This window comes from Desertibacillus haloalkaliphilus (assembly GCF_019039105.1).
Classification (GTDB): Bacteria; Bacillota; Bacilli; order Bacillales; family KJ1-10-99; genus Desertibacillus; species Desertibacillus haloalkaliphilus.
In genome coordinates this window covers 1-342 of the sequence record NZ_JAHPIV010000527.1, presented here as the reverse complement: position 1 = coordinate 342, position 342 = coordinate 1, and the positions used below count along the sequence as shown (strand labels likewise).

Below are 342 nucleotides of genomic sequence, written 5' to 3'. Positions count from 1 at the left end.
GAGCTTATCCCCGTAACAGTAATTGAAGCTACGCCAAACGTAGTTCTCCAAGTTAAGACTTTGGAAAACGACGGTTACAACGCAGTTCAATTGGGTTACCAAGACAAGCGTGCCGTTTTGAGCAACAAGCCTGAGCAAGGTCATGTTGCCAAGGCAAACACGGCCCCTAAGCGCTACATTCGTGAAATCCGCGACGCTGAGGGAGAATTCAATGTTGGGGATGAAGTTAAGGTTGACATCTTCGCTGCTGGCGAAGCTGTTGACGTAACTGGAATCACAAAGGGTCATGGTTACCAAGGTAACATCAAGAAGGATGGACAATCACGTGGTCCTATGGCGCAC

Annotated in this window: 1 protein-coding gene; it reads left to right on the top strand. The window is 48.5% G+C overall.

All coding sequences use genetic code 11. The features are described 5' to 3' along the window. Window positions 1–342 (top strand): large ribosomal subunit protein uL3 (locus KH400_RS23130; protein ID WP_217228635.1); only part of this gene is annotated, 342 nt, incomplete at both ends.